At 72.7% G+C, this 20,369-nt stretch carries 20 protein-coding genes; 8 read left to right on the top strand and 12 right to left on the bottom strand.

Annotated features, from left to right (window positions below):
* Window positions 1-8: 8 nt before the first annotated feature.
* Window positions 9-776: an ATP-binding protein gene (locus tag ACIA5G_RS11165; RefSeq protein WP_395922447.1), complete on the bottom strand. Its 768-nt coding sequence runs from the start codon at window positions 774-776 to the stop codon at window positions 9-11.
* The gene (locus tag ACIA5G_RS11170; RefSeq protein ID WP_395922448.1) at window positions 773-1,783 is read right to left on the bottom strand and encodes a chemotaxis protein CheB; all 1,011 of its coding nucleotides are present in this window, start codon (window positions 1,781-1,783) and stop codon (window positions 773-775) included. The genes ACIA5G_RS11165 and ACIA5G_RS11170 overlap by 4 nt, the downstream gene beginning before the upstream one ends.
* Window positions 1,784-2,163: 380 nt before the next feature.
* Between ACIA5G_RS11170 and ACIA5G_RS11175 the strand changes: the two genes are divergently transcribed.
* From ACIA5G_RS11175 to ACIA5G_RS11185, 3 genes are all read left to right on the top strand, one after another.
* Entirely contained in the window at window positions 2,164-3,663 is a 1,500-nt protein-coding gene (locus ACIA5G_RS11175) for an FAD-dependent oxidoreductase (protein ID WP_395922449.1), read from the top strand.
* Window positions 3,664-3,723: 60 nt separating this feature from the next.
* Entirely contained in the window at window positions 3,724-4,737 is a 1,014-nt protein-coding gene (locus ACIA5G_RS11180) for a DNA topoisomerase IB (RefSeq protein WP_395922450.1), read from the top strand.
* 158 nt (window positions 4,738-4,895) lie between these two features.
* On the top strand, window positions 4,896-5,234 hold the full coding sequence (locus tag ACIA5G_RS11185) for a hypothetical protein (RefSeq protein WP_395922451.1): 339 nt from the start codon (window positions 4,896-4,898) through the stop codon (window positions 5,232-5,234).
* 9 nt (window positions 5,235-5,243) lie between these two features.
* Here ACIA5G_RS11185 and ACIA5G_RS11190 read toward each other — a convergent pair whose 3' ends face one another.
* Together ACIA5G_RS11190 and ACIA5G_RS11195 are read right to left on the bottom strand one after the other, a co-directional pair.
* Window positions 5,244-5,624: a VOC family protein gene (locus ACIA5G_RS11190; RefSeq protein WP_395922452.1), complete on the bottom strand. Its 381-nt coding sequence runs from the start codon at window positions 5,622-5,624 to the stop codon at window positions 5,244-5,246.
* Between the two features lie 4 nt (window positions 5,625-5,628).
* Window positions 5,629-6,609, bottom strand: coding sequence for a YihY/virulence factor BrkB family protein (locus ACIA5G_RS11195; protein ID WP_395922453.1), 981 nt, complete (start codon window positions 6,607-6,609; stop codon window positions 5,629-5,631).
* A gap of 84 nt (window positions 6,610-6,693) precedes the next feature.
* On the opposite strand from ACIA5G_RS11195, the gene ACIA5G_RS11200 reads away from it, so the two are divergent.
* Window positions 6,694-7,155 (top strand): SRPBCC family protein, encoded by a 462-nt coding sequence (locus ACIA5G_RS11200; RefSeq protein WP_395922454.1) that lies wholly within the window; start codon window positions 6,694-6,696, stop codon window positions 7,153-7,155.
* On the opposite strand, the gene ACIA5G_RS11205 is transcribed toward ACIA5G_RS11200, so the two are convergent.
* The 3 genes from ACIA5G_RS11205 to ACIA5G_RS11215 form a co-directional block, all read right to left on the bottom strand.
* Complete coding sequence (locus tag ACIA5G_RS11205; RefSeq protein ID WP_395922455.1) at window positions 7,146-8,738, bottom strand: phytoene desaturase family protein; 1,593 nt, start codon at window positions 8,736-8,738, stop codon at window positions 7,146-7,148. The genes ACIA5G_RS11200 and ACIA5G_RS11205 overlap by 10 nt on opposite strands.
* A gap of 16 nt (window positions 8,739-8,754) precedes the next feature.
* On the bottom strand, window positions 8,755-9,828 hold the full coding sequence (locus ACIA5G_RS11210; RefSeq protein WP_395922456.1) for an NAD-dependent epimerase/dehydratase family protein: 1,074 nt from the start codon (window positions 9,826-9,828) through the stop codon (window positions 8,755-8,757).
* A 231-nt stretch (window positions 9,829-10,059) separates the two neighbouring features.
* On the bottom strand, window positions 10,060-11,250 hold the full coding sequence (locus ACIA5G_RS11215) for a zinc-dependent alcohol dehydrogenase (protein ID WP_395922457.1): 1,191 nt from the start codon (window positions 11,248-11,250) through the stop codon (window positions 10,060-10,062).
* A gap of 453 nt (window positions 11,251-11,703) precedes the next feature.
* Between ACIA5G_RS11215 and ACIA5G_RS11220 the strand changes: the two genes are divergently transcribed.
* Both ACIA5G_RS11220 and ACIA5G_RS11225 read left to right on the top strand, forming a co-directional pair.
* Window positions 11,704-12,873 (top strand): glycosyltransferase, encoded by a 1,170-nt coding sequence (locus ACIA5G_RS11220; protein WP_395923506.1) that lies wholly within the window; start codon window positions 11,704-11,706, stop codon window positions 12,871-12,873.
* A 69-nt stretch (window positions 12,874-12,942) separates the two neighbouring features.
* Window positions 12,943-13,548: a flavodoxin family protein gene (locus tag ACIA5G_RS11225; protein ID WP_395922458.1), complete on the top strand. Its 606-nt coding sequence runs from the start codon at window positions 12,943-12,945 to the stop codon at window positions 13,546-13,548.
* Window positions 13,549-13,620: 72 nt separating this feature from the next.
* Here the strand turns inward: ACIA5G_RS11225 and ACIA5G_RS11230 are convergent, their stop codons facing one another.
* Entirely contained in the window at window positions 13,621-14,700 is a 1,080-nt protein-coding gene (locus ACIA5G_RS11230; protein WP_395922459.1) for an FUSC family protein, read from the bottom strand.
* A gap of 427 nt (window positions 14,701-15,127) precedes the next feature.
* Here ACIA5G_RS11230 and ACIA5G_RS11235 point away from each other — a divergent pair, with 427 nt between their 5' ends.
* A complete protein-coding gene (locus tag ACIA5G_RS11235; RefSeq protein WP_395922460.1) occupies window positions 15,128-15,586 on the top strand; it encodes a hypothetical protein in 459 nt (152 codons plus the stop codon).
* Window positions 15,583-15,945, top strand: a complete 363-nt coding sequence (locus tag ACIA5G_RS11240) for a VOC family protein (protein ID WP_395922462.1) — start codon at window positions 15,583-15,585, stop codon at window positions 15,943-15,945. Before ACIA5G_RS11235 ends, ACIA5G_RS11240 begins: the two co-directional genes overlap by 4 nt.
* A 15-nt stretch (window positions 15,946-15,960) precedes the next feature.
* Here the strand turns inward: ACIA5G_RS11240 and ACIA5G_RS11245 are convergent, their stop codons facing one another.
* The 4 genes from ACIA5G_RS11245 to htpG all read right to left on the bottom strand — a co-directional run bounded on the left by ACIA5G_RS11245 (window position 15,961) and on the right by htpG (window position 20,353).
* Window positions 15,961-16,395 carry a DUF6292 family protein gene (locus tag ACIA5G_RS11245; RefSeq protein WP_395922463.1) on the bottom strand — a complete coding sequence of 145 codons (435 nt, stop codon included), beginning with the start codon at window positions 16,393-16,395 and terminating at the stop codon, window positions 15,961-15,963.
* Window positions 16,396-16,506: 111 nt separating this feature from the next.
* Window positions 16,507-17,148 carry a phosphoribosyltransferase gene (locus ACIA5G_RS11250; protein WP_395922464.1) on the bottom strand — a complete coding sequence of 214 codons (642 nt, stop codon included), beginning with the start codon at window positions 17,146-17,148 and terminating at the stop codon, window positions 16,507-16,509.
* Between the two features lie 5 nt (window positions 17,149-17,153).
* Complete coding sequence (locus ACIA5G_RS11255; protein ID WP_395922466.1) at window positions 17,154-18,323, bottom strand: erythromycin esterase family protein; 1,170 nt, start codon at window positions 18,321-18,323, stop codon at window positions 17,154-17,156.
* Between the two features lie 125 nt (window positions 18,324-18,448).
* Window positions 18,449-20,353, bottom strand: a complete 1,905-nt coding sequence (gene htpG, locus ACIA5G_RS11260) for a molecular chaperone HtpG (protein ID WP_395922467.1) — start codon at window positions 20,351-20,353, stop codon at window positions 18,449-18,451.
* Between the last annotated feature and the right edge of the window lie 16 nt (window positions 20,354-20,369).

The raw sequence follows: 20,369 nt of genomic DNA on the forward strand, positions 1-20,369 counted from the left end.
CGGACACGCTACGCGGTCGAAACCGGGCGCAATCGGCCCCTCTTGGTCAGCACCGCCCACACGACCTTGCCGCCCGAAGCGGACCGGCTGCAGCCCCACACCCGCGCCACCTGGGCGACCAGCATCAGCCCGAGGCCGGAGTCCCCGCCGGGGACCCGCTCGCGCAGCACGGCCGGGTGCGGGTCGTCGTCACCCACCGCGACCGTGAAGACCTGCCGGCGCAGCTCCAGCCGCAGCCGTGGGGTGCAGGTCGTGTGCCGGAGGGTGTTCTCGACCAGTTCCGTGGCGACGATCAGCGCGTCGTGGGTGTGTTCCGGGATCCCCCACTCCGCGCAGACGCGGAGGACGAACTGCCGGGCCAGCGCCGACGCGCCCTCGGGGGCGACCAGCAGCTGGACCGCCCGGCGGCGGGGCGGGTGGTCGCGTTCGCGGTCGGCCGTGCCGACGTCGGCGTGCACCGCCACGAAGCGGTCGATGGACTGGCGCGCCAGCATCGCGAGGTGCTCCGGCCGGGTGGCGACGAGCGTGAACGGGATGCCGGGCCAGTCGCCGATCCGGGTGGCGACGACCGAAAACACACTCGCGAAGGTGTCTTCGGCGACGGCGAGCCCGTCGATGTCGGCGATCATGCTTTCGGGCGAGTCGGTGGCCACTTTGAGCAGGTTGTCCCGCAGGCCGGGGTAACTGGCGAGGTCGAGGCGCCCGGTCACCGCCACGACGGTCGATCCGACGTCCTCGTTCGGGACCAGGCGCACGCCGGCGCCTTCGCGGCTCACGACGCCGACCCGGGCTCGGGGTGCTGCGCCAGCAGGAACCGGCGAAGCGTCTCGGCCGCCGTCACACACTCCCGCGCGGTGGTCTCGTACCGTCCGGTCAGCCCGACCGTGCCGCGGAGTCCCACGTCCCGCTGCATCCGCCGGGCCAATGCGGCCTTCTCGTCGAGGGAGCGCAGCGCCGTCCACAGGGCCCGCTCGAACTCGAGGTCGTGCGCGCCGAGCAGAGCTTCGGCCGACCAGGCGTGCCCGATCCGGCAGCGGTAGTGCCCGCCACGCCGGCCGACTTCCAGCAGCGCGCCGCCGCAGTCCGGGCACATGTGGCCGGACACGGGTGTCGTCTCGCCCGGGGTGACTGCGTCCGCGCGGACGCCGTCTCGCGCGATCCGGTCCTCCAGCAGGAGGGCCGGGGACGGCCCGGCCGCCGGACCCGGCTCCACCGGGGTGCGGACCAGCTGGTTCAGCACACCGCCGAGCACGCCCACGGGGTAGACGTGCTCGGTCGACGTGCGGGCGATGGCGTTCTCGGGCATCCCCGGGTAAAGCGCGTCGGCCGGGTCCTGGACCATCGCCACGCCGCCCCGCTCGACGATCGAACAGAGCCCGGCGGAGCCGTCGTCGAGGGCCCCGGAGAGGACGACGCCGATCGCCGAAGGACCCGCGGTGACCGCCGCGGAGCGGAAGGTGGCGTTGATGGCCGGCCGGTGGCCGTTCTCGGTCGGCCCGCGGCTGAGGACCAAGGTGTCTTCGCCGAGCAGCAGGTGGTGGTCGGGCGGGGCCACGTGGATCGTGCCCTTGGCCGGCCGTTCGCCGTGTGCCGCGTGCACCGCGGGCAGCGCGCCGGCCCGGCTCAGGATCTGCGGCAGGGCGCTCGACGCGCCGGGCGCCAGGTGCATGACGACGAGGACGGCGGCCGGGAAGTCGGCGGGCAGCGCCCGGACCAGCTCGCGAAGTGCTTCGACCCCGCCAGCGGAGGCGCCGACCACCACCACGTCGCGGTGGAGGGGCACGGCGAACACCTCCTCACCCGCTCACGGTAGCCCCCTCACCAACGCGGGGTAACCGGGACGGGTGGATCGAAACCCGGTGGTCACCCGGCGTCGAACTCGAACAGTTCGGCGTGCGACTGCGAGTGCCGCGGGTTGATCTCCAGCAGGCCACCTGACCCGAGTCCGGGTCGCAGAAGATCTCGATTGGGCAGGCCGTACCGGGCGCACAGGATCGGGACGAGCGCCGCGCCCGGGAAGTCCAGTAGCCGACGATCGCGGTGATGTCGCCCGGGCTGCAGCACTTCGGGGTCAGCAGGCCGTGGAAGCGGTGGTTCTCCTCGTCCAGGTCGAACCGGACCGGACGGCCGTTTGCCGGGCCCGAAAGCGGGAACACCGCCGCCATGACAGCGCTGCCCGAACCGCTCTCGCTCTGGGTCGACACCGCACCCGCCCCGGACCGCACCGGTGTGCCGGTGCCGGAGTCGGCCGACGTCGCGGTGCTCGGCGCGGGCATCGCCGGGCTCACCACCGCGCTGCTGCTCGCCCAAGCCGGCCGGTCGGTCGTCGTGCTGGAGGCCGAGCGGGTCGCCGCCGGCGTTTCCGGCCACACCACCGCGAAGGTCAGCGCCCAGCACGGCGCCAAGTACGCGCACCTGACGTCCCGGCACGGCGCCGAAGCGGCGAAGACCTACGCCGACGTCCAGTCGGCCGCGGGCGAGTGGATCGCCGCGACGTCGGCGGAATTCGGCATCAGCTGCGGCTTCACGCGCGCCGACAACTTCGTCTACACCACGCGGGAGAGCAGCGTGGACTCGCTGAAGCGGGAGGCGGACGCCGCCGCCGCGGCCGGGCTGCCCGCGTCGTACGTCGAGGAGATCGCGCTCGACGTGCCCGCGCTCGGCGCCGTCCGGACCACCGGGCAGGCGCACTTCCACCCGCGCCGGTGGCTGCTCGGCCTGGCGGACGCAGTCGAACGCGCGGGCGGGACGATCGTCGAACACGCCCGCGCGACCGCGGTGAACGGGCAGACCGTCCGCACCTCCCGAGGCGACGTCGTGGCGGGCGAAGTCGTCGTCGCGACCCACTACCCGGTGCTCGACCGCGGCCTGTTCTTCGCCCGGCTCGAACCGATCCGCGACCTCGTCGTCGCCGGCCCCGCGGCCGGGAACGCCGCACCCGAAGGCATGTTCCTCGACGCCGACACCCACCACTCCGTCCGCGGCTACACCGAGCAGGGCACGCCGATGGTGATCGCCGGCGGTGAGCACTACCGCGTCGGAGCGCACGTCAACGTCGAACGCCGGTACCGGCGGCTCGCGGACTGGGCGGACGCGCACGCGAACCTGCACCGCGTCACCCACCGCTGGTCCGCCCACGACATGTCCACAGTGGACGGCGTGCCGTACGTCGGCCGGTACCTGCCGGGCACCGCGAACCTGTGGGTGGCCACCGGGTTCGGCCAGTGGGGCATGACCGGCGGCACGGCGGCCGGGCACCTCCTCGCCGCGCGGATCCTCGGCGAGCCGCACCCGGCCGCGGACCTGTTCGACCCCAACCGCTTCGACACGCGTTCGGTGCTCGGCGTGGCGCAGGACAACCTGACGGTGGCCCGGTACCTGATCGGCGACCACGTGGCCGCGCTGTGGCGGTCGGAGAAGCTCGACGACCTCCGGCCCGGCGACGCCGAGGTCGTCCGGGTCGGCGGGGAGCTCGTCGCGGCCCACCGCGACGAGGCCGGGCAGCTGCACACGGTCGGCGCGCACTGCACCCACCTCGGCTGCCTGGTGTCGTTCAACGACGCCGAGAAGACGTGGGACTGTCCTTGTCACGGCTCCCGGTTCGGCGTGGACGGCGAAGTGGTCCAAGGCCCGGCGGTGCGCCCGCTGCACCGCGGCCCCTGATCCGCTCCCCGCGTGGGGTAATCGTGGTTTCCGCTCCGCCCGGGCGGGTACCAGGCGGCGGTGGGACGCACCCGACTCCGGCGCAGTGAGCTGCGCGGCCCCGGCATCCGGCGGGTCCGCCGCGGCCGCGGCTTCTCGTACACGACGACCGACGGCGAACCCGTCACCGATCGTGAGCTCCTCGACCGGATCAAGGACCTGGTGATCCCGCCGGCCTGGCGGGACGTGTGGATCTGCCCGTACCCGAACGGGCACGTCCAGGCCGTCGGAACCGACGACGCCGGCCGGCGCCAGTACCTCTACCACGAGCAATGGCGCCAGGACCGCGACGAGGAGAAGCACGACCGCGTGCTGGCGATGGCCCGCCGGCTGCCGGCCTGGCGCAAGGCGGTCGAGGCCGACCTGACCGGGCGCGGGCTCACCCGGAAACGTGTTCTCGGGGCGGCGCTGCGCATGCTCGACCGGGGCATCTTCCGCACCGGCGGCGAGGAGTACGCGGAGGAGAACGGCACCCACGGCGTGGCGACGCTGCTGCGCGAGCACGCCGCGGTCCGCGGGGACGAGTGCCGGTTCTGCTACGTCGCCAAGGGCGGTCTCGACCGCGAGGTGGCGATCCGCGACCCCGCGCTGGCGAAGGTCGTGAAGTCCCTCTTGCGGAGTCGCGCGGACAGCGACCGGCTGCTGGTCTACCGCGTGGGCGGCGACTGGCACGACGTGCACGCGGCCGACATCAACGAGCGGTTCAAGGAGCTGGCCGGCGACGACTGCTCGGCCAAGGACCTGCGCACCTGGACCGCGACGGTGCTGGCGGCGGCCGCGTTCGCCGCGGCGGACCCGCCCGTGTCCGAAAGCGCACGCAAGCGCGCCGAAGCCCGGGTGATGCGGGAGGTGTCCCAGGCCCTCGGCAACACCCCGGCGGTGTGCCGTTCGTCCTATGTGGACCCGCGGCTGGTGGCGGCGTACCGGGACGAACGCACCATTTCGGCGGCACTGAACCGGGCGGGCCGGCTTGACGGCGACGACGCGCGAGCCGTGCTCGAAAAGGCGTGCGCGCGCCTGCTGGCCCGGTCGTGATCTCGACCCTGATCCCGCGCCGTGATTGAAGGTCACCCGGACGGGGAAGCCTGGGGTGTGCAGACGTCCCGCGACCAGCAGGGGGCACCGTGAGTGAACGGCGATCCATCCGAACGTGTACTGGTCCGCGCACCCGCTCGTCCGGGACCCTGAGAGTAATGGACCCCGAACCCTCCCCCGTGCGCTGGCGCGCGTCGATCGGCCTGGCCGTCGGCGGCGGTGGCCCGGTCTCGAGCATCGTCGAGTCCGAGCACGGCAGCGAGGGGTCCGCCCGCGAGTGGATCGAGCGCAAGCTCCCTCGCACCCGGTTCCCCGCCTGGATCCCGGCCGCCCGCCGGGCCGACGGTGTTGAGCTGTTCGGCCGGGTGGCCCGCGGCCACGTTGTCACCGGGCGGCTGGTGCCGACCTGGGAGTCGGATTCGGGCACCGCGGTGTGGCACGCCGACCGCTCCGGTGACCAGGTGCACTGGCACCGTTGCGCGGCCGAGAGCGACTGACCACGAGCGTCACGCCGCGCCGACGTCCTTGCGCAGCAGGCAGAACTCGTTGCCCTCCGGGTCCTGGAGCACCACCCATGGTTCGGTGCCGTCCTGACCGACGTCCGCCGGCCGGGCGCCGAGGGCCGTCAGCCGGGCCAGCTCCGTCTCCTGGTCACAGCCGACCGGGTTGACGTCCAGGTGCAGGGGCAGCTTGCCGCGCCGCGGGTCGTCCGACCGGCTCAGCACCAGCGTGATCGCTCCCTCGCCGAAGCGGCCGCCGGGCGGGCCCAGCTCCAGGTCCTCGCCGTCGCGGAGGATCACCTCGTACCCGAGCACCGCGCACCAGAATTCCGCGAGCCGGCCGGGGTCGCGGCAGTCCAGCACGAGTTCGGTGATCCGGCAGGCCATCGGCTCAGCTCCGTTCGCTTTCCTTCGCCACTTCCGCGGCTTCGTCGTCGTCCATCGCCTTTGTGTCGCGCGGCGGCAGGAACGGCTCTTCCTCCGCTTCCCGCCCCGCCTCGATCCCCCGGCCGCGGGCGAGCTCGGCGTCCAGCTCGGCGCCGAGCAGCACGGCGAGGTTCGAGATCCACAACCATACGAGGAACACGATCACACCCGCCAGCGAACCGTAGGTCTTGTTGTACGACCCGAAGTTGGCGACGTACAGCGCGAATCCGGCCGAAGCCAGCACCCACAGCACCACGGCCAGCAGCCCGCCCGGCGTCAGCCACTTGAAGCTCGGCTGCCGGACGTTCGGCCCCACCCAGTACAGCAGCGCGAACGCCAGGCTGACCAGTACCGCGATCACCGGCCACTTCGCGATCTCCCACACCAGGACCCCGGTCGACCCGAGCCCGATCAGGTCGCCGATCCGCCGGGCGACCGAGCCGGTCGCGACCACGCCGAGCGCGCACAGGGCCAGCAGCACGACGATGCCGACGGTCAGCAGCACCCGGATCGGCAGCACCTTCCACAGTGGACGGCCTTCCGGCATGCCGTAGATCGCGTTGCCGGCCCGCATGAACGCGCCGATGTAGCCGGACGCCGACCAGAGCGCGCCGAGCAGGCCGATGATCGCCAGCGGCCCGGCCAGGCTCCGGGAACCGGCCAGCTCCCGGATCGCGCCGACGATGATGTCCTTGCCCTGACCCGGGACCACCTGGTTGACGTTGTCGATCACCGTCTGGATCGCGCCCGGTCCGAGCAGGCCCAGGATCGCGGTGAGCACCACCATGCCGGGGAAGATCGACAGCACGCCGTAGTAGGTCAGTGCGGCGGCCCAGTCGGTCAAGTTGTCCCGGCCGAACTGTTTCACGGTGCGCTTGAGCACCGCCCACCACGACCGCCGGGACAGCTCTCCCGGTCCTTCGGGCTCCTTGTGTCGTCCGGCCACCGTCGCCACCTCCAGTTCGTCGCCGCGGGCATACCCCGTCCGCGACGGGGTACTCCTGCCTTGCCCGACGAGCAGGAGGAAACCGTGACCGAGGTCAGCCGCGTGATCGACGTACCGCCCGAGGCCGTGTTCGCGGTGCTCGCCGACGGCTGGCTCTACGCCGGCTGGGTGGTCGGGAGCTCGCACATCCGCGACGTCGACGAGAACTGGCCCGCGATCGGGTCGCGCATCCACCACAGCGTGGGCCCGTGGCCCGTGCACATCCAGGACAAAACCGTGGTCACGGCGGTCGAGCCGGGCCTGTCGCTGTCCCTGCAGGCACGCGGCTGGCCGCTCGGCGAGGCGGCGGTGGGGCTCACCCTCGTGCCGCACGGCGAAGGGAAGACGGAGGTCCGGATGACGGAGCACATCGTCGGCGGCCCCGCCAAGGTGCTGCCGGCGGCGTTGCAGACGCTCCTGATCAAGCCGCGGAACACCGAATCCCTGGCCCGCCTCGCCGACCTGGCGACCGGCAAGCACACCCGCACGAAGAACGCTCAGCCGTAGACCGCGCGGTTGGCCGCCCGGATCACCGCCGCGTAACCGCCACCGAGCCGGCCGGCCCGGGCCAGCGCCGCGCGAGCCGCGTTCGCCCCCGGGCCGCCGTGCACCGCGCCGCCCGGGTGCGCGGACGAGCCGGCCAGGAACAACCGGTCGACCGGGGTGTCCGCGCGGCCCGTACCCGGCACCGGCCGGAAGAACAGCTGCTGGTGGATCGCCGTGGTGCCGCCGTTGATCGCGCCGCCGACCAGGCCCGGGTTGTGGCCGGCCAGTTCGACCGGGCCCTGGATGTAGCGCGCCTTGATCAGGTCCGTGAAGCCCGGCGCGTTCGCCTCGACCGTCTCCTCGATCCGCTTGGCCCGCCGCTCCAGCGCCGCCCGGTTCTCCATCGTGCCGCGCGGGACGTGCGTGTACGCCCACGCCGACTCCGTGCCCGCCGGGGAGCGGGTCGGGTCGCTCGTCGTCATCTGGCCGAGCAGCAGGAACGGCCGCCGTGGCGTCCGGCCACGCGCCAGCTCGCCGCCGAAGGCAGAAAGGCCGTCCAGGTCGGTGCCGAGGTGGATCGTGCCGGCGCCGCGCGCGGCTTCGGCCGTCCACGGGATCGGGCCGGACAGCGCCCAGTCCACCTTCACCGTCGCGCTGTCCCATTCGAACTTGCCGAGGTCTTCGACCAGCCGCGACGGCAGCCATTCGGCGCCGACCAGCGACCCGTACAGCACCGGCGCGGGGACGTCGGCGAGCACGGCCTTGCGTGCCCGGACCGGGTCACCCGCGGCGTCGCGGACACCCAGCGCCCGGCCGTCGCCGACGATCACCTCCCGCACCGGACGTCCACAGTGGATGGTCCCGCCGCGCGACTCCAGCCGCCGCACCAGTGCCGCGATCAGTTCCCCCGCACCACCTTCGGGCACCGGGAACCCTTCGTCCTGCCCGACCATCGCGAGCAGCCAGCCGAACACCGCGCTGCCCGCGTTGTCGACCGAAAGGTCGCTGTGCGCGGAGTTCCCGGCCACCAGCAGCTTGGCGCCTTCACCGGCGAACAGCTCGTCACCGAACCGCCGCGCCGGCAGTGTGAGCATCCGGGCGAGCCGCAGCGCGTCCGCCGTCCCGGTGCGGCGCAGCAGCTTCAGCGCCGGGCGCACCGGGGGGAACGGCGTGAACAGCGCGCCCAGCAGGGGCTCGCGGATCTCCTGCCACTGCTCGAACAACCGCCGCCAGGCGGCACCGTCACCCGGGGCGAACTCGTCCACGGACGCCGCCGTCCGCTCGAGGTCCCGCGACAGCACCGCGCACCGGTCGTCGGGCAGCACGTGCGCCAGGACGTCGGGCGCCCGTCGCCAGCGCAGGCCGTACTCCGCCAGCCGCAGGCTCTTGATCACCGGGGACACCGCGGTGAGCGGGTAGAAGGCGCTGAACAGGTCGTTGCGGAAGCCGGGCTCGGTCACCTCGGCGGTCTGCACCGCCCCGCCCGGCCGGTCGGTCGCCTCCAGCACCAGCACCGACCAGCCCGCGTCGGCCAGGAGGTTGGCCGCCACCAGGCCGTTGTGCCCGGCGCCGATCACCACGACGTCGGCGGCTTCGGTACTCACTGGGGCCTCCCGGAGGTCAGGACTGCGACTGGTGACTCGGCCCGACCCGCGTCAGCGAGCGGAGCCGGGACACGACCCCGTCGCGGCGCGGCGGAGCCAGGGGCTCACTCGCCGCCCCCGCACCCGAGCGGAGCCCGTCGACCAGCTCGGCGAGCGCGGACGCGGCGTCGTACCGAGGTTGCCAGCCCAACGCGGTCTCCGCCAGCGTGGTGTCGGCGAGCGCGGCGCGATCGGCGAGCTCGAGCCAGCTGGGATGCAGCGGCAGCACGCCGGTGAACCAGGCCGCCCGGGCCGCGACCTGCACCAACAGCTTCGGCACCGGCACGCGCACCCCGCCGAGGACCGCGGCCAGCGCGTCGGCGTCGAGCACTTCGGGTGCGGCGAGGTTCACCGGGCCGGTGAAGCCGCGGTCGAGGATCAGCCGGATCGCGCCGGCGACGTCGGAGGGGTGCACGATCTGCGCACGCAGATCAGTCCACAGCGGAACCGGCAGGCCGCGGCCGCCGACCACACCCGCGGGCACCACCGGGCCGAGCAGCCAGCGCGCGAACGCCCCGGCTGCGCGGCGGTGCAGGATCGCGCACGGCCGGAGCCGGGCCACCCGCACTTCCGGGTGTTCGGCTTCGAACCGGTCGAGCAGGGTTTCCAGCGCGGCCTTGCCGCGGCTGTAGGCGCTGCCGTTGATGCCGGTGCACGCCCGGTCCTCGGCCACCTTCTCCCAGCGCGGCGCGGGTCCGTAGGCGGCCACCGACGACGCGACGACCAGGTGCGGCACCCCGGCGGCCGCCGCCGCGGCGAGCACGTGCCGGGTGCCGTGGTCGTTGGTCCGCCACATCGGCGGGTCGCCGCGCACCGGCGAGATCGCCCACGCGAGGTGGACCACGGCGTCCGCGCCGTCGAACAGCCGCGTCAGCTCTCGGTCGGCGCCCGGCTCGCCGACGTCGACGGCGCGCCAGCCCGCCCGGCGGTACGGCTCGGCCGCCGTGTCGGGCAACCGCCGCGCCAGGCCGACCACGTCGTGCCCGGGTTCGAGGGCGGCCAGCAGCGCCGTTCCGACGTTGCCGGTGGCCCCGGTGATCACGATCCGCACGCGAGAGGCTTACCCGGTGTCGCGGCCGCGAAACTCAGACCAGCTCCGTGTCCGTCGGTGACCCAGGTGTAGCACTCGCCGTGACCTCCAGGTCGGATCCGGTGCCCCGGTGGGAAAGCCTGCGCGACGGCGTTCAGCTCGATCTCGACCGCGCACCGCCGACCGACCGGCCTGCATCGGCGCCGGCTCGTCGTGCCCGTCGGTCGGTGACCGGCAGGGTCCTCCCGAGAATTACTTGTTGGGCTGCAACAGGATCTTCTGCGCGCCGTCGAGCTTCTTCTGGAAGATCTCGTACGCATGCGGCGCTTCGGCCAGCGGCAGCTTGTGCGTGGCGAAGCCTTCGACGCCGAGCGGGTCGCCGTCGCCGGTGAGCACCGGCATGATGTCGTCGATCCAGCGCCGCACGTTGGCCTGGCCCATCCGCAGCTGGATCTGCTTGTCGAACAGCTCCATCATCGGCATCGGGTCGACCATCCCGCCGTACACACCGGACAGCGAGATCGTGCCGCCGCGGCGGACGCTGTCGATCGCCGCGTAGAGCACGCTGAGCCGGTCGATGCCGGCCTTCTCGGTGATCTTGGCGCCGAGCTGCTGCGGCAGCATCGCGACGAGGTTGTGCGCGAGCCGGCCGACCGGCGCGCCGTGCGCCTCCATGCCGACCGCGTCGATCACCGAATCGGCACCGCGGCCGGCGGTCAGCTGCCGGATGGTGTCGCCGATGTCCTTGTGGTCACGGGTGTCGAGCGCGGTGACACCGTGCTCGCGAGCCCGGGCGAGGCGTTCCGCCACCAGGTCGACGCCGATCACCTGGCCGGCGCCGCGGTGCCGGGCGATCCGGGCGCACATCTGCCCGATCGGCCCGAGCCCGAACACGACGACCGTGCCGTCCTGGGGGATGCCGGCGTAGTCGACGGCCTGCCAGGCGGTGGGCACAACGTCGGAGAGGTAGACGAACCGCTCGTCCGGCGGGCCCTCGGGGACCTTGATCGGCCCGTAGTGCGCCTGCGGGACACGCAGGTATTCGGCCTGGCCGCCCGGGACCTGGCCGTAGAGCTTGGTGTAGCCCAGCAGCGCCGCGCCCTTGCCCTGCTCGGTGACCTGGGTGGTCTCGCACTGCGACTGCAGGCCGCGCTCGCACATCCAGCAGTGCCCGCAGGAGATGTTGAACGGAACCACGACCCGGTCACCGGGCTTGAGGTTCTTGACGTCGGGCCCAACCTCCTCGACCACACCCATCGGCTCGTGGCCCAGGACGTCGCCTTCGGTCATGAACGCGCCCAGGACCTCGTACAGGTGCAGGTCGGAGCCGCAGATCCCGGTCGAGGTGACCCGGATGACGGCGTCGGTGCCTTCCTCGATCTTCGGGTCCGGCACTTCTTCGACGCGCACGTCGCGCTTGCCGTGCCAGGTCACTGCCTTCATGGCTCTCCCTCATCCGCTTCGTTGTCGCCTCCCGGTTTCCCAGGAGTGCGGTCGACAAACGCGGGTCAGGTGAGCGCGTCGGCCAGCCGAGCACGATGTCCCGGGCGATGCCCCACCGCACCGCGGAAAGCCGCCGGGTCGCGCCGACACCCATGATCGCCGCCGTGATCACGTGCGTCGTGAAGATCGGGGCCTTCACCGCGAACGCCGTCACGTACAGGCACCGACGACGCCACCGACTCCGCGACAAAACAGGTTTCTCGCCGCGTCGGTCAGCAGGTCGAAGAACCGGGTTCCCGTGGGGTGAACCGCATCGATGGCCGTCCTTCCGTCAACACGGAGCAAACCCACCCGGATACCCCGTGCGGGGGCACGTTTAACGAGCCTCGTCCGGGAAACCAGGAGGCCATGACCGTACCCGGCGCCTCACCCTCCGGAGCACCCGCCGCACCGATGAAGATCGCGATGGTGTCCGGGCCCGCGGACCCGCTGGCGGAACCGGGTGGAGCCGGCGCCGATGGCCGGAACGTGCACGTCGCCGAGCTCGCGGCCGCGCTGACCCGGGCCGGCCACGACGTCACCGTCCACACGCACCACCAGGCTCCCGGTGAGCCGGCCGAGCTCCGGGCGCCGCAGGGCTACCGCGTCGTGCGCGGCCCGGTGCACGAGGACGACCTGCCCGGCACCGGCGAGTTCGGCGGCTTCCTGCGGGACCGGTGGGCCGCCGACCGGCCCGACGTGGTGCACGCGCACTCCTGGACCTCCGGCCTCGCGGCGGCGCTCGCGGCGAACACGACCGGAACGCCGGTCGCGCACACGTTCCACGGCCTCGGCGTGGCCGAGCAGCGGCACCTGGGTGCCCGGGAGACCGGACCGGCCGACCGGGTCCGGATGGAACGCCTCCTCGCCCGGCGGGCCGGGCTCGTGCTCGCCACCGGCGGGGACGAGGTCTTCACGCTGGCCGGCTTCGGCGTGCCGCGCTCGCGGATCTCGATCGTCCCCGGCGGGGTCGACCTCGAGCGGTTCACCCCCGACGGGCCGGTGGCGCGCCGCCGGGCGGCGCACCGGCTGGTCGCCGTGGGCCCGGTGGTCCCGCGCAAGGGGTTCGACCTCGTACTCGCCGCACTCGCGCGGCTGCCGGACACCGAACTGGTGATCGCGGGCCACCCCGAACCGGCCGAGGCGGCGCGCCTGCGGGCGCTCGCCGACCGGCTGACCGTCGGCCACCGCGTGTCCTGGCCCGGCCGGGTGTCCCGGGCGGACCTGCCCGCCCTGCTGCGCTCGGCCGACGTCGTGGTGTGCGCGCCGCGGTACGAACCGTTCGGGCTCGTGCCGCTGGAGGCGATGGCCTGCGGCGTCCCGGTCGTGGCCACCGCGGTCGGTGGGCTCACCGACACCGTCGTCGACGGCGTCACCGGGCTGCTGGTCCGGCCGAACCAGCCGAAGGAGCTCGCCTCGCGGCTGCGGCGGCTCCTCGAGGACCCGGCGCTCTGCCACGCTTACGGCACGGCGGGCCACGACCGGGTGGTGGCCCGCTACTCGTGGGACCGCGTCGCCGCCGACACACTGCGCGCGTACCGCCAACTGGTCCCCGAAACCACTTTCACGGCCGAGGCCCGGTGAACCGCCCGGGGTTTGTGCACGCGGGGACCGGGTAGCCGTTCTGTCCAGCACTCACGCCCGGAGGCACCCATGGCACTGCGCGTCCTCGCGCTGACCTGCACGCTCAAGCCGTCGCCCGCGAAGTCGAGCAGCGACCTCATCGCGCGCCAGCTGCTCGACCTCTTCGCGGAGCGGGGCGCCACCGGCGAGCTGGTCCGCGTGGTCGACTACGACGTCCGCCCGGGTGTCGAGGCCGACATGGGCGAGGGTGACGAATGGCCCGAGATCCGGCGGAAGATCGCGGCCGCGGACGTCCTGCTGATCGCCACGCCGACCTGGGTCGGCCACATGTCGAGCGTCGCCCAGCGGGTCCTCGAACGCCTCGACGCCGAACTGTCCGAACAGGACGACGAAGGCCGGCCCGCGATGTTCGGCAAGGTCGCGGTAGCCGCGGCGGTCGGCAACGAGGACGGCGCCCACAAGATCATCGCCGACCTGTTCCAGGCGCTGAACGACACCGGCTTCACGGTCCCCGCCCAGGGCGGCACGTACTGGAACGGCGAGGCCATGCAGGGCGGCGACTACAACGACCTCGACGAGACGCCGAAGGCCGTGGCCTCGACCAACACGACCCTCGTCCGCAACGCCGTTCACCTCGCGAACCTGCTCCGGGAGCAGCAGTACCCGGCGTCGTGACGACTCCCGAGTGCTGATCAGCCACGACAGCAACCCGCCGCTCCGAAGCCGACGCCGTCGCGGTCCAGCAGCTCAGCGGTTCTCCAGCTTCTCCACCAGGTGCCGCGCGGGCAGCGTCAACGTGCCCAGCCCGAGCCGCGCCGACACCCCGTCGTCCGCGGTGACCAGGCGCTCTTCGAGCTGGGCCAGCAGCGCGCGGGAGCCGTCGAGGTCGACCGCTTCGCCGTCCTTCGCCACCGACCGGACCGCGCCGGCCAGGCCGCGGATCAGGTCCGCCAGCGAGTCCCGCGCGTCCGGCCACGGGTAGCCGAACGGGTGCTCCTGCCGCCCCGACGTGGTCCGGACCGCGGCGATCAGCTGGGCCACCGGCGGCCAGAGCGCGATGAGTGTCACAAGTGGACGTTCGTGGCGGCCGCCCGCCCCGGGACGGCGGCGGCGCAGGTTGAGCAGCCGTCCTTCCCGGGTCAGGCCGATCGCGTCCTCGGCCAGCTGGACGAGGCTCCGCACGTCACGAGCCTGGGCCAGCAGGTCTTCGACGTCCTCCGGCGGCTCGTCGTGGCGGACCAGGTCGGACGTCGCCTCCAGCAGGTCCGCCAGCGACGACGCGAGCCGGCCGGCGGCCGAGGCGAGGCGTTCCCCGTGCAGCGGCGGGAAGATCAGGGCGTTGACCGCGGCGCCGATCGTCGCGCCCAGCGCCGTCTCCAGCAGCCGGTCGCCCAGCAGCACGGTCTCGGTCGCGGTGCCGTAGGAGATCACCAGCATCCCGGTGACGCCGACCCAGATCCCGGCGGACCCAAAGTGCCGCCAGTTCCCGGCCAGCAACCCGGCGAACACCACCACGGCGAGCGCCACGGCCTGCGACGGGATCAGCTGACCGGCGAAGGCGGCGAGCAGCACACCCGCCGCGACCGCGCCGACCTGCTGCAGCCATCCGCGCAGCGACCGGTAGACCGTCGCTTCCACCAGGAACACCGCGGCGTACGGCGCGAGGAACGGCTGAGGCAGGCGCAGGACCAAGGTGGCCAGCAGCCACGCGCCGGTGGCGGCGAAGGTCGCTTTTGCGGCTTGGACCAGGTTCTGTCGTTCGGTTCCCGGGACCCGCAGCGCGCGGGCGAACCAGCCCACCGGGGTCCGGTCGTGACGATCGGTCATCGGGGCGGCGCCACGAGCGCGGCCGCGTTCCGGATTTCGCTTGCTGTCGCGGGCATCCGCACCTCCTCCGGGTCGCGGCCCGGATACCCCGGGCCGGTCAGGTTTAGTCCCATGAGGACGTGGTAGCCGACGGGGAACAAGGGAGCCGCTCGTGTCCGTCCCGGCACCGTTGCCCGCGGACGACTGTGTGCGTCTGACGGGCGCGGCGGCTTCCGGGCACGACTGGCGTTTCCCCTGAGACCAGGGGCCCGCGTCCTGGCTGCAGGGGCCGGCGCGGGTCCCGGCCGTGGGCCGGACGGCGGGCTTCCGGGTCCGCCGTCCGGCCCCTTCCACCCCGAGCGGCGAACCGGGCTGCCGCCCGGTGACCAGCCGGTTTCGGCGGGCGATCACCGGGTAGCCGGGGAGGACACGGCGTGAAGGAGAGCCCATGCACCGCGAACGCGACGGCCGGCCGAGGGGCATGACCGCCCCAGGGACGGCGGCGGGCGAACCCGCCGTTGTTGTGCAGCACCGCCTGCACGCGGACTTCGCCGTCCACCCCTGGCTGCGCCCGGTCCTCAACCCCTGGAGCGGACTCGAGCTGGACGCCGACGGCCTGCGCGTGCGGCTCGGGCCGTGGCTGGTCACCACACCGCTGCACAACCTCGCCGGCGCCGAAGTCAGCGGCCCGTTCAACCCGCTCAAGGGACTCGGCGTCCGCCTTTCGCTCGCCGACCGTGGCCTGACCTTCGGCACAACGACCGAACGCGGCGTCTGCCTGCGGTTCCACGAGCCGGTGCCCGGCATCGACCCGTGGGGGCTCGTCCGCCACCCGGGCCTGACGGTGACGGTCGCCGAGCCGGAGCTGGTCGCCGCGGCGATCAACCGGATCGTGGCGGCGGCATGACCACCGCGCGCATCCTGGCCGTCGCGGTCGACTGCCACCGGCCGGACCTGCTCGCCGAGTTCTGGGCGAAGGCGCTCGGCAACGGGAAGAAGCGAACCTGGACCGACTCGCACGGCACGAACTACCGCCAGGTCGACGTCGACGACGGACCGGCGCTCCTGTTCCAGCCGGTGCCGGAGGGAAAGACCGGCAAGAACCGCCTGCACCTCGACCTGGCCCCGGTGGGCCGGAACCAGCGGGCAGAAGTCGAGCGGCTCGTGATGCTGGGCGCGAAGGTCCTCGACGACCCCGCGGACGACCCGTGGATCGTGCTCGCCGACCCGGAGGGCAACGAGTTCTGCGTGCTGCCGCCGCGCTGACGACGGCTCGGAGTCTCAGGCTTGGCCCTCGGGCAAGCAGACGGGGTCGCCGGTCCAGGTGGCGAGGCGGTCGTCGAAGCCGTCCGGGGCCCCGGGTCTGCGGAAGTCCGGGGGGTCGGGCCGGCCCGGGTAGCCGTCGCCGTAAAGGTCCTGCACGAACGCCCCGACGGTGTCCGGTGCCGGGAGCACGTCGGCGCCGAGGTAGGCGAGCACCACCGCGTCCTCGCCCGTCGGTGACTCGACCGCCGCGGCCCAGCCGTCGCGCTCGTCCCACAGCAGCGCCGCTTCGTGGTCCGGGAACCGCGCGAGCCGGCGCTCCAGGGCGAAATAAGCGGACGCGGGCACTTCGACTTCGCAGAACCAGGCGGGCACGTCCAGCTTCGTCGCCACGGCGAGCAGGTACTGCCGCAGTCCGCGCGCCGGAGCGCCGAGTCCGTCCCGTTCGATCATCACGCGCCTGCCCATCCGGTAGGTGCCCCCGCCGGGTGGTACCCCGCCGCCCATCCGGTCAACCCGGCACTCCCCGGGTGGAGCAGCACGTCCTGTGTGGAGTTGCCCGGGTCACCGCGCGAGCAGTGAAAGCACGTCCTCGTCGCTCATCTGGCGGAAATCGGCGTACCACTGGCCGACCGCGCGGAATTCCGCCGGTTCCGCGACGCAGACGACGTCATCGGCTTCGTGCAGCAGCCCCGCGGCGACGCCGGGCGCACCCACCGGCACTGCGAAGACGACGGTCCGCGGGTTCCCGGCCCGTACGTCACGCAGCGCCGCCGTTGCGGTGACACCGGTGGCCAGCCCGTCGTCGACGAGGATGACGTCACGGTCGGCTTGGCCGGCCGGCGCCCGGCCGCCGAGGTAACGGTCGAGGCGGCGGCGCGCCTCCGTCCGTTCTCGCCGTTCCGCGCGGGCCATCCGGGCGGCCGTGAGCTTCAGCGTGTGCAGGATCGCTTCGTCGTAGATGGCGGGACCGCCGGGTGTCACCGCGCCGACGCCGTACTCGCGCCGGCCCGGCGCGCCGATCTTGCGGGCGACCGCGACGTCCAGTTCGGCCCCGAGCCGCCGGGCGACCACGGCGGCGACCGGCACCCCGCCCCGGGCGAGGCCGAGCACGAGCGGGTCGACCCAGGTGCGACGCTGCAGCGCTTCGGCGAGCTGTCGTCCCCCGTCCTCGCGGTCGGCGAAAACGCGCGAGCAACCGGCCATCGTTGTCAGTCCCCGTCCGTGCGAACCGGCTCCCAGTGGTGCAGCGGCGTGATCGCAGTGGTCTCGTCGCAGTGCACAAATGCGTCGTAACGGGCGGCCGGCACGGTCGGGACGTACCCGCCGCCACGGTGGACAACGCCGATGGCGCGGTGCCCGCGCAGCTCCGCGGACCACTCGCGCCCTTCGGCCGCATCGAAGACGTACAAGCTGTCTTCACCGGGCACGGCCTCGTGCAGCACCCCTTCGAGGCTGTCCGGGCGCGCCGGCTCGACGGGCATCCGGCGCACCGGCCCGCCCCAGCGGTCGGCGGCGACCACGGACCCGCGGTGGGTGCCGAACCCGACGGTGACCACACCGTCCGCCGGGTGCCGTTCGCGGGCCAGCTGCCCGAGGTTGACCAGGCCCGCGGCGGCCATGTCGGTCGCTCGCGCGTCCCCGACGTGCGTGTTGTGCGCCCACACCACGGCTTTCGACCGCGGGCCGTAAGCACGCAGCAGCCGGTCGAGCGTGTCACTCAGGTGGGTGTCCCGCACGTTCCAGGACCGTACGCCGCCCCGCACCAGCTCCCGGTAGTGGTGTTCCGCGCCGGCGACGACCTCGGCCTGGTGCGCCGGGTCGAGGCCCGGCACGCTGCCGGTGTGGGCCGCGGTCAGGCGGCGCACCACGTCCTCGCGGCGGCCTTCCGGCGCGGGGGAAGCGCCGGCGTCGCCGTACGACTCGAGGCATTCGCGCTGGGACTCCCCCAGGCTGTAGACGTCGAGACCGTGGAAGCCGCACGGGGTGTCACCGGTGCTGTTGAAGGCACGCAGCCAGGTGGCGAACTCCGCCACCTCTTCGTTCGCCCACAGCCAGGTGGGCCAGCGGCGGAAGCCCCACAGCACCTGGCCGGGGTCCTTCGGCGCACCGGGCGCCCCGGCGGCGCAGCAGTGCAGCCGGTGGCACTCCGGCCAGTCCCCTTCGACGGCGACGAACGAGAAGTCCCGTTCGGCCAGCAGCCGTTTGGTGAGTTCGGCACGCCAGGCGTAGAACTCGGCGGTGCCGTGGGTCGCGTCGCCGAGCAGCACGATCCGGGCCTGCCCGATCCGCCGGACGAGCGGGTCGAGGTCCTGCGGGCAGCGCAGCGGCCGGGCGGCTTCGCGGATCGTCGTGACGTCGTCGAGCACGGTTCCGGACATACCTCGCGTCTGCCCGTTCGATCTTCGCGCGAAACGTCCGGCCCTTCGACCGGACCGGCGCCACCGGGACCGAGATGTCCACAATGGACGTGGCCCGGGCGGGAACCCCCGCCCGGGCCACGGTCTCAGAGCGTCTTCTCCAGCCGGCTCGCCAGCAGCTTGATGAACCGGGCCGGGTCGCCCAGCTCGCCGCCTTCGGCCAGGAGCGCCATCCCGTAGAGCAGCTCGGCCGTCTCGGCCAGGTCCGCGTCCTCCGGGCGGGCGGTGTGCGCTTCGCGCAGGCCGGTCACCAGGGCGTGCTCGGGGTTGAGCTCCAGGATCCGCTTGATCGGCGGCAGCTCCTGCCCCATCGCGCGGTACATCTTCTCGAGCGTCGGCGTCAGGTCGTGGGTGTCCCCGACGATGCACGCGGGCGACGTCGTGAGCCGCGACGAGAGCCGGACCTCCTTGACCGACTCGCCCAGCGCCGTTCCCATCCAGGACAGCAGGCCCTCGAAGTCCTTCTGCTGCTGTTCGCGCGCGACCTCGGTGGCCTTCTTGTCCTCGTCCGACTCCAGGTCGACCTGGCCCTTGGCGATGGACTGGAACTGCTTCCCGTCGAAGCCCGGCACCGCGTCGACCCACATCTCGTCGATCGGGTCGGTGAGCACGAGCACCTCGTACTCCTTGGCCCGGAACGCCTCCATGTGCGGCGAGTTCTCGATCGCGGACCGCGACTCGCCGGTCATGAAGTAGATGTGCTGCTGGCCGTCCTTCATCCGCTCGACGTAGTCGCGCAGCGAAGTCGGCTTCTCCGTGTCGTGCGTCGACTCGAACGACGAGATCTCGAGGATCGCCTCGCGGTTCTCGAAGTCGTCGAGCAGGCCCTCCTTGACCGCGCGGCCGAACTCGCGCCAGAACGTCGCGTACTTCTCGGCGTCGGCGGTCATCATCGACTTGACCGTCGACAGGACCTTCTTCACCAGGCGGCGGCGGATCAGCTGGATCTGCCGGTCCTGCTGCAGGATCTCCCGCGAAACGTTGAGCGAGAGGTCCTGCGCGTCGACGACGCCCTTGACGAACCGCAGGTACTCGGGGACGAGCGACTCGCAGTCGTCCATGATGAAGACGCGCTTCACGTACAGCTGGACACCGCGCTTGCGCTCCCGCAGGAACAGGTCCATCGGCGCCTGGGACGGCAGGAACAGCAGCGCCTGGTACTCGAACGTGCCCTCGGCCTGCAGCCGGATCGTCTCCAGCGGGTCCTGCCAGTCGTGGCTGACGTGCTTGTAGAACTCGCTGTACTCGGCTTCGGTGACCTCGCTCGACGAACGCGCCCACAGCGCCTTCATCGAGTTGACGGTCTCGACCTTCGGCTCCTCGCCTTCGCCCGCCTCGGCGGTCATCCGGATCGGCCAGGTGATGAAGTCGGAGTACCGCTTCACGATCTCCCGGATCTTCGCCGGGGACGTGTAGTCGTAGAGGTGGTCCTCGGTGTCCTCGGGCTTGAGGTGCAGCGTGACCGCGGTGCCCTGCGGCGCGTCTTCGACCGGCTCGATCGTGTACGTGCCTTCGCCGGTCGACTCCCAGCGGACGCCCTCGGCGGTGCCGGCCTTGCGCGTCACCAGGGTGACCTTGTCGGCGACCATGAAGCTCGAGTAGAACCCGACGCCGAACTGGCCGATGAGGTCCTGCGACGCCGCTGCGTCCTTCGCCTCCTTCAGCTTGCTCAGGAAGTCGGCGGTGCCGGACTTGGCGATCGTGCCGATGAGGGCGACCACCTCGTCGCGCGTCATGCCGATGCCGTTGTCCCGCACCGTCAGGGTCCGCTCGGCCGGGTCCGCTTCGATCGCGACGTGCAGGTCGGCGGTGTCCGCGTCGAGGTCCTTGTCGCGGTACGACTCCAGCCGCAGCTTGTCGAGGGCGTCGGAGGCGTTCGACACGAGCTCCCGCAGGAACGTGTCCTTGTTCGAATAGATCGAATGGATCATCAGCTGGAGCAGCTGACGCGCTTCCGACTGGAACTCGAGCGTCTCGATCGGGGTGGTCACTTCCGGTCCTTTCCGG

It is taken from the genome of Amycolatopsis sp. NPDC051758, from assembly GCF_044453095.1.
In the GTDB taxonomy this organism is placed as follows: domain Bacteria; phylum Actinomycetota; class Actinomycetes; order Mycobacteriales; family Pseudonocardiaceae; genus Amycolatopsis.

Coding starts and splice junctions, on each gene's coding strand:
- ACIA5G_RS11175 (WP_395922449.1), top strand. CDS start 2,164: ATGACAGCGCTGCCCGAACCGCTCTCGCTCTGGGTCGACACCGCACCC.
- ACIA5G_RS11185 (WP_395922451.1), top strand. CDS start 4,896: ATGGACCCCGAACCCTCCCCCGTGCGCTGGCGCGCGTCGATCGGCCTG.
- ACIA5G_RS11190 (WP_395922452.1), bottom strand. CDS start 5,624: ATGGCCTGCCGGATCACCGAACTCGTGCTGGACTGCCGCGACCCCGGC.
- ACIA5G_RS11215 (WP_395922457.1), bottom strand. CDS start 11,250: ATGAAGGCAGTGACCTGGCACGGCAAGCGCGACGTGCGCGTCGAAGAA.
- ACIA5G_RS11220 (WP_395923506.1), top strand. CDS start 11,704: ATGAAGATCGCGATGGTGTCCGGGCCCGCGGACCCGCTGGCGGAACCG.
- ACIA5G_RS11225 (WP_395922458.1), top strand. CDS start 12,943: ATGGCACTGCGCGTCCTCGCGCTGACCTGCACGCTCAAGCCGTCGCCC.
- ACIA5G_RS11230 (WP_395922459.1), bottom strand. CDS start 14,700: ATGACCGATCGTCACGACCGGACCCCGGTGGGCTGGTTCGCCCGCGCG.
- ACIA5G_RS11235 (WP_395922460.1), top strand. CDS start 15,128: ATGCACCGCGAACGCGACGGCCGGCCGAGGGGCATGACCGCCCCAGGG.
- ACIA5G_RS11240 (WP_395922462.1), top strand. CDS start 15,583: ATGACCACCGCGCGCATCCTGGCCGTCGCGGTCGACTGCCACCGGCCG.
- ACIA5G_RS11245 (WP_395922463.1), bottom strand. CDS start 16,395: ATGATCGAACGGGACGGACTCGGCGCTCCGGCGCGCGGACTGCGGCAG.
- ACIA5G_RS11250 (WP_395922464.1), bottom strand. CDS start 17,148: ATGGCCGGTTGCTCGCGCGTTTTCGCCGACCGCGAGGACGGGGGACGA.
- ACIA5G_RS11255 (WP_395922466.1), bottom strand. CDS start 18,323: ATGTCCGGAACCGTGCTCGACGACGTCACGACGATCCGCGAAGCCGCC.